Raw genomic sequence first — 6,075 nt, forward strand, 5'->3', positions numbered from 1 at the left:
TCTTTAGTGTAATTATTATAGCTTTTAATTAAACCACGATTAACTAAATTATTTAAATCATTTTCTGCAGCGTCTTTGAGATTATTTATATTATTATGCAGACCTTCAACACTATTGGTTCGCTCTAAAACCACAGTGTTCGCTTTACTAATTTGCTTAATATTTTCTTTTGCTTTTTCTATAACTTCAGTATTCTTTTTTCGCGTCCAAATAGTACCGGCAACACCAACTACGGTAGCAATTCCCCAGCCTACCGGACCGGTCATTCTCAAAAATGTAGTTCCTAATGCCATCCCGCCACCACCGGTTGCTAATGTCCCCCCACCAATCCAAGCCAAAGCCGCATTGGTAGCAGCCGCCCCATAAAGGCTCGAAATTGCTACCCCTGTAGATGCTGTACCAAAGGTAGTTGCAATTCCCATTAAAGCCGTTGGTCCAAGAGCTGCAATAGTGGCTCCGGCGGCTACACCCCCCACTACATTTCTACCATTCGGGGCTTTCATGTTCAATCGTTCAATTTCAATAGTTTCTTTTTCAAATAATTCATAATAAAACTTAATTTCTTCACTTTCCTTAATTAATTTATGCGGTCTATTAGATATTTTTTCAAATAGATTATATGCATTTTGTAATACCTTCTGAGACTCAGATTTGACTAAATAAAGCTCTTCAATCTTCTCAACAATATTTTTTACATTATTTTCATATTCATCTCTTACTTCCTCAAATTTTTTTACAGCTGCTTTTTTTTCATCATTTTTAAACATACTAATACTACCCTCTCTTTAACCAAAAATTTTATCTAAATCACTACTATCCTTAGCAATTTCATCTTCATTAACACCGCAAATACGAGCCACATCCGCTGAGGCAAAAGCTTTTGCCGTTCCGGTACTATTATTATAAATTTGCAGTGCACGTTCACAAGCGTCCCAATCATAATGGGCTATACGATTTACCATACTATTAATCAGATCTAATGTTTTTTGAGCATTTTCGCCTACCGTTTTTAAATATTCATATTCAGGATTGGAGAACAAACTCATCAATTTTGCTCCAACATCGTATCGATCTACCAGATAAAAGCCGGTTACCATCGTAATACCTGATAATAAGGCACTAAAAAATGCGGTTATCAAATCAGAATGAGGTACACCTACGAGCTGTTTATCTAAGTACTGTTTTATAACATCCCCAAGGAAAAGACTCCCACCGGTAACAAGGCATTTTATTATGGCATCAATCCTTTCATCAGTCGGTAATTTATCGGGATTAAATAATGCAACACGAAATGCTTCTACAACAGGCTTGCCAAGATGCATAATCACTTTATTTACAGACTTAAAGGTTGTTTTAAATATATTGGTAAAAGTGGTTGTCAAAGAAGCAATAAATCCCCCTATGGCACCGTTTTTAACATGCTCCCATAAATCATTAAATTTTGCCATTGCACTAGATATGCCTGACTTAAAACCTTCAATCAGCCGTTGCTTAAAATCTTTAAAGGAATTTATTTCATCCCAACAGCTAATACACTTTTCTTTAATACCAAACCATATTTCAACCAAGAAAAAACCGATTCCTTGTCGCAATGCCATTGTCCCACCGGCTTTTAAAGCCGCCTTACCGGTATCCTTCCAGAATTTTTGACTTGTATAATACGCCTTATTTATATCATCATATATAGCTTTTCGTGCCTTTTTATCCTTATCCTGCATATTTCGTTTAGTCGTATCATCATATCTATCACCCTTTTTTTTCAGATGCTCATCTACCGAATCGGCTTTTTTACTTCGATTAATTGAAGGATCCGTAGCGACTAAATTCTCTTTTTTATTAGCTAAGTCAGGACCATCTAAACCTGCTAAAACTCTAGCCCTATTATCATCAATCTCCTTAGCGGACATTACATGATCCTGATCATAACTTTGATTTCGGCCGATAGCTTTCCCCGTATATCCATCCTTTAATGTTCCTTGTTTCTGTTGCCTACTGTACTCTCTATTATTTTCCTTATACGCAGAATGTGCATGATAATCTTTAGAGTTATATTCACCTCTATTGTTATAATCAGTTTCATTTTTCTTATTTTTATAAGTCATCAAAGGGTCTTTACCAATCTGATCAACGTTATAAACAGTATCTACATCGCCGCCATGTTGATATTTTGTTAAAAAATCAAGTCCAAATGTTGCTAATATAGTTTGAAGTATCGTCGCTTCATAATTTTCCATTAAATCAGATAAAGTTGGCTTTTGATTTATAGTTGCCTCCATAAATGGGTTCCTCCTAATTTTATTCGTCATAACGAGCCAGCATAGCCTTCAGCTCATTTTTCATATCCTCAACAAACTCAATCGGCTCTAAAGCTTTAATTCGTCGTCCTTGCCCCAAAAGATAATGTTTAATGCCATTTCCGAAAATCTCAGCTTCAATGATAGCTTTATTGTTTTCCAATGAAAGAACTACAGCTGTTGGAATCCTATCTAACACTGCCTGCAGCGATTCTCCCGAATACTCAAACTTAACTTTTTGAGGTTTGCCGGCGTACATAAATTGCACCTTATTCCGCAAATTACCTTCATCGAAATCAACGTCCTTGGACAATTCAAATGTCCGTCTATGTTCAATAACCCCTACAATGCGGTCTACCCGATACAAAATCGGCACATAATCTGTATTCCCCTCATTATCGAGCCAATAGCCTACCAGGTAAAAGTAATATTCTGAAAATAATAACGCCACCGGTCGTATCGTACGATTTACCTTTTCCCCGTTTGCTTTATAATAGGTAATCGTAATCTCCGTACGGCTCTGAATGCAGCGAGTCAGCTGCCAAACCGTACCTATTAAATCTTGGCAAATATGCTCAACCGGTATGTACCGATGGAGCTCTTTTTTTATCAGCTGGTCAACCAATATTCGATCTTTACAGGTTGTCAGTTGTTTTAACTTGCCTACCAAAGTAAGTAAATCATTGCGACGCAGCGACCTCGTTCCAATCAGAATCTTAATTAACACCATGAGTTCTTCGTTTAACAAAAACGAATCAAACTGCAACTGATACGCCTTTGTTTGTCCGTTATATATTAATTCGGTGTTTCCCACCAAATCCCGGTAATCGGCTAAAAAGTTCTTAATCGTATTTAGATACCGAGAGATGGTTTTAGTCGCCACATCATATTCATTAGCCAATGCCTGCACACTCAGGACTTCGCCTTTCATGGCACGGTATAAAATAGCCAATATACGATTCGTTTTATCAAAGTTTTGTTGATTCATAATATCCTCAATATATTTTTAACTTCAATATTCTTGAATTGTATTCTTTATATGTACAAATGCTCATCATTAATAATTCTACAAATAACTTCATCTTTCCTTTAAATTTTGTAATTCAAATTTGTAAAAATATTGTCAAAAATCTATTTTCGAAACTCATCAAATTGCTCTTCCCATAAATCCATTTCACGAAGTAGCTGTTCTTCATCACTGGAGATTTCCATCAACATACGCACATTAATATTTAATCCGTTTGCCAAGGTTATGAGCATATCTATCGAAAGATTATCGTTATAACTGCCCCGCTCTACTTTATTGATAGTACTGCGGCTCATATTCACTTTATCTGCCAATTCCTGTTGTTTTAAACTACGAAGGGTACGATAAAAAGCAACTTTAGCACCAATAAGTTTTAATAATTGTTTTAGGGTATATGACATAAGATAAACCTCCCCAATTGTATATAGCATTCAAAATCGACAATATATCTTGTCACTAATACCATATCAAATAAGACCGACATAGGGATGTCCTACCAAAGAGGTCATTCATCTTTTTCTTATGTTTAGTATGCCATAATTTTGATTTTTGCGGTGTACATAAATAGGCAACTTTAGTTAATGCTTAATTAAATATTCGGCATAACCTATCCTCTGTATATTGATAAAATTAAGGAGGAGCTTAACGGTTCCTGTCTTAAAAAAAAGCCATAACAATCTACAGAGGTTAATCTATATGATTGTTATGGCTCATTAGGCTCATACAAACGTGAATTAAGTATTTTCTTCTTTAATACTAAATCCGATTACAGATTTAGCATTTTCATTTTTTACGGTAATTAACTTAACATAATCACTTTCAGTGAAAATTGGGTTCATTTTGAAAAAAGCTTCTTTATCTTCTGCGTTTGATTCAAAGACTTCGCCAATGTTTACGTCACTGTTTTTAAGCTTAGCTAGATGTATGTCAATTAAATACACTTTGGCAGCTTCTTCGGTTTTAAAAGCTTTAATAAATTGGTTAGCAACAAACCAAGTTTTGCTTTCTTCATCACCAACTTTATGCATTGCATTGGCCAATAATACAAAGATACCTTCATGTTTGTCCATAGTATCACCCTCCCGGCAAAAATACATTAGAGATGAAACATAGATTCTTAAGTCACTAATATAATAACAAGGAAACCGGACATAGGGTTGTCCCAATAAAAAAACAGGTCAAAACTATCACTAATTTTGACCTGTCTAAAGTTTCTTATTTATGTTTTACAATATCATCCAGCTTGGTAATCAACTTTTGCTTCTTACGTTGCAATGCTTTTTCAAAATCAATAACATCTGCCATACGCAACCTACTTTCCATACGTTGTTAACGGGTTATGGGAAATAACAAGTTATTACAATCCAAAATAGCCAAAAATAAGCAAAAATTATTTAACCATAACAGGCAAACTCGCAATAATACGGTCTTAGCTTAGTCAATATGTTACCGCAAAACAGTACTGTTAAAACAATACCTTTTTATCTGCTTCGGTTATAGTCAGAAAATATGTTACGTCTACGTCCAGCCCTTCAGCAATGTCCAGTAACATAGCAATCGATACATTCTGATTATAGGCACCGCGTTCCACTTTATTTAAAGTGCTGGGACTAATGCCGATTTTTTCGGCCAGTTCGCGTTGCGTCAAGCCACGCAGGGTACGGTAATATGTAACTTTGGCGCCAATACACTTAAATAAACTGTTCTTTTGTTCGTCCATATTATCAAACTCCTCATTCATATCTTAATAAACAGTATGACATAAATGAGCCCATCATGTATCACATAAATAAAACCCTTATTAATATGATATATGCCACATAGCATCTTAATAATCAACAATTTTTACATATTAAAAAATGTGTAAAATTAATGAAAATCATGTTAATAACAGGGCTATTTTTTTCAAATTAAAATGTATTTTGACAACAAAAAAAGTGGCGACATCAATCGCCACTCTCCTATAAAGACCTCGCATAGCGAATTCTATAATTATACAGAAATAAGCCTGATTGCCTTGTCTTCGCCGGTAAACGCCTATATATTAAGCCTCTTCCTTGCGATGTTTGCACTTACCCGCTGTTTCACCATGCATAATGCGACGGAAGATTTCATGTGCTTCTTCGTCGGATTTACCTTCTTCTACAGCACGGTTAGCGTGGGATAAGGCTTGACGGAATTTTTTATGAGCTTCATCATTAGGAACTTTGTCCAAATCTTTTTTAGGATCAAAATCCATGATGAGTTTAAATAAAGCATGGATTTCTTCGCTGGACATGCCCTGTTCTTTAGCTAATTCAATGTGACGCATAGCGCGTTCATAACGAGCTTTGCCATGTGGATCGGTTGGAATTTCACGAGTAGCGTGTTTGCATTTCATAATAAATCTCCTTTCAAGAGATGAATCTGTTATTTATCGAATAATTTAAATGTAATATGAGTTGAAATACTTTCCTGTATGTTTATTACTATTACATATAATTATCCATTTACTTATCATTAACTCTAAGTGGTTGTATTAATTTCATAGGCGCCATATAAATATACTGTTCTAACAAAACTATATTTTTGTTAACAATTGATTGTTTTAGAGCCTTTCTAACAAAAGAACTATTATTAGTATAATCTTCTATTTTATCTCCATAGCAATCTATAAAAATGCAATAAGAACGATTATGATACTTCGTGCAGAAGTGAAAATTTTTATTACTTAGTAACTTAATAACATTTTTATCTAATCCCAAATATTTACTC

General features: G+C 34.8%; 8 protein-coding genes. All 8 read right to left on the minus strand.

Features of this window, described 5'->3' with window-relative positions:
- Window positions 1–767 (minus strand): hypothetical protein (locus EO124_RS10285; RefSeq protein ID WP_206512568.1); only part of this gene is annotated, 767 nt, incomplete at its 3' end.
- An 18-nt stretch (window positions 768–785) separates the two neighbouring features.
- Window positions 786–2,276: a hypothetical protein gene (locus tag EO124_RS09950; RefSeq protein WP_127059381.1), complete on the minus strand. Its 1,491-nt coding sequence runs from the start codon at window positions 2,274–2,276 to the stop codon at window positions 786–788.
- Between the two features lie 19 nt (window positions 2,277–2,295).
- The gene (locus EO124_RS09955) at window positions 2,296–3,282 is read right to left on the minus strand and encodes a helix-turn-helix transcriptional regulator (protein WP_127059382.1); all 987 of its coding nucleotides are present in this window, start codon (window positions 3,280–3,282) and stop codon (window positions 2,296–2,298) included.
- 143 nt (window positions 3,283–3,425) lie between these two features.
- Entirely contained in the window at window positions 3,426–3,722 is a 297-nt protein-coding gene (locus EO124_RS09960; protein WP_127059383.1) for a helix-turn-helix domain-containing protein, read from the minus strand.
- 333 nt (window positions 3,723–4,055) lie between these two features.
- The gene (locus EO124_RS09965) at window positions 4,056–4,391 is read right to left on the minus strand and encodes a hypothetical protein (RefSeq protein WP_127059384.1); all 336 of its coding nucleotides are present in this window, start codon (window positions 4,389–4,391) and stop codon (window positions 4,056–4,058) included.
- Window positions 4,392–4,786: 395 nt separating this feature from the next.
- The gene (locus tag EO124_RS09970; protein WP_241230711.1) at window positions 4,787–5,062 is read right to left on the minus strand and encodes a helix-turn-helix domain-containing protein; all 276 of its coding nucleotides are present in this window, start codon (window positions 5,060–5,062) and stop codon (window positions 4,787–4,789) included.
- A 303-nt stretch (window positions 5,063–5,365) separates the two neighbouring features.
- On the minus strand, window positions 5,366–5,701 hold the full coding sequence (locus EO124_RS09975; RefSeq protein WP_127059385.1) for a hypothetical protein: 336 nt from the start codon (window positions 5,699–5,701) through the stop codon (window positions 5,366–5,368).
- A gap of 109 nt (window positions 5,702–5,810) precedes the next feature.
- On the minus strand, window positions 5,811–6,075 hold a 265-nt coding region (locus tag EO124_RS10290; protein WP_206512569.1), incomplete at its 5' end, for a hypothetical protein.

The organism is Veillonella ratti (assembly GCF_003992115.1).
GTDB classification, from domain to species: domain Bacteria; phylum Bacillota; class Negativicutes; order Veillonellales; family Veillonellaceae; genus Veillonella_A; species Veillonella_A ratti.

What these genes read in the sequence shown, in the direction of transcription:
- EO124_RS09950 (WP_127059381.1), bottom strand. Translation starts at nt 2,276, where the DNA reads ATGGAGGCAACTATAAATCAAAAGCCAACTTTATCTGATTTAATGGAA.
- EO124_RS09955 (WP_127059382.1), bottom strand. Translation starts at nt 3,282, where the DNA reads ATGAATCAACAAAACTTTGATAAAACGAATCGTATATTGGCTATTTTA.
- EO124_RS09960 (WP_127059383.1), bottom strand. Translation starts at nt 3,722, where the DNA reads ATGTCATATACCCTAAAACAATTATTAAAACTTATTGGTGCTAAAGTT.
- EO124_RS09965 (WP_127059384.1), bottom strand. Translation starts at nt 4,391, where the DNA reads ATGGACAAACATGAAGGTATCTTTGTATTATTGGCCAATGCAATGCAT.
- EO124_RS09970 (WP_241230711.1), bottom strand. Translation starts at nt 5,062, where the DNA reads ATGAATGAGGAGTTTGATAATATGGACGAACAAAAGAACAGTTTATTT.
- EO124_RS09975 (WP_127059385.1), bottom strand. Translation starts at nt 5,701, where the DNA reads ATGAAATGCAAACACGCTACTCGTGAAATTCCAACCGATCCACATGGC.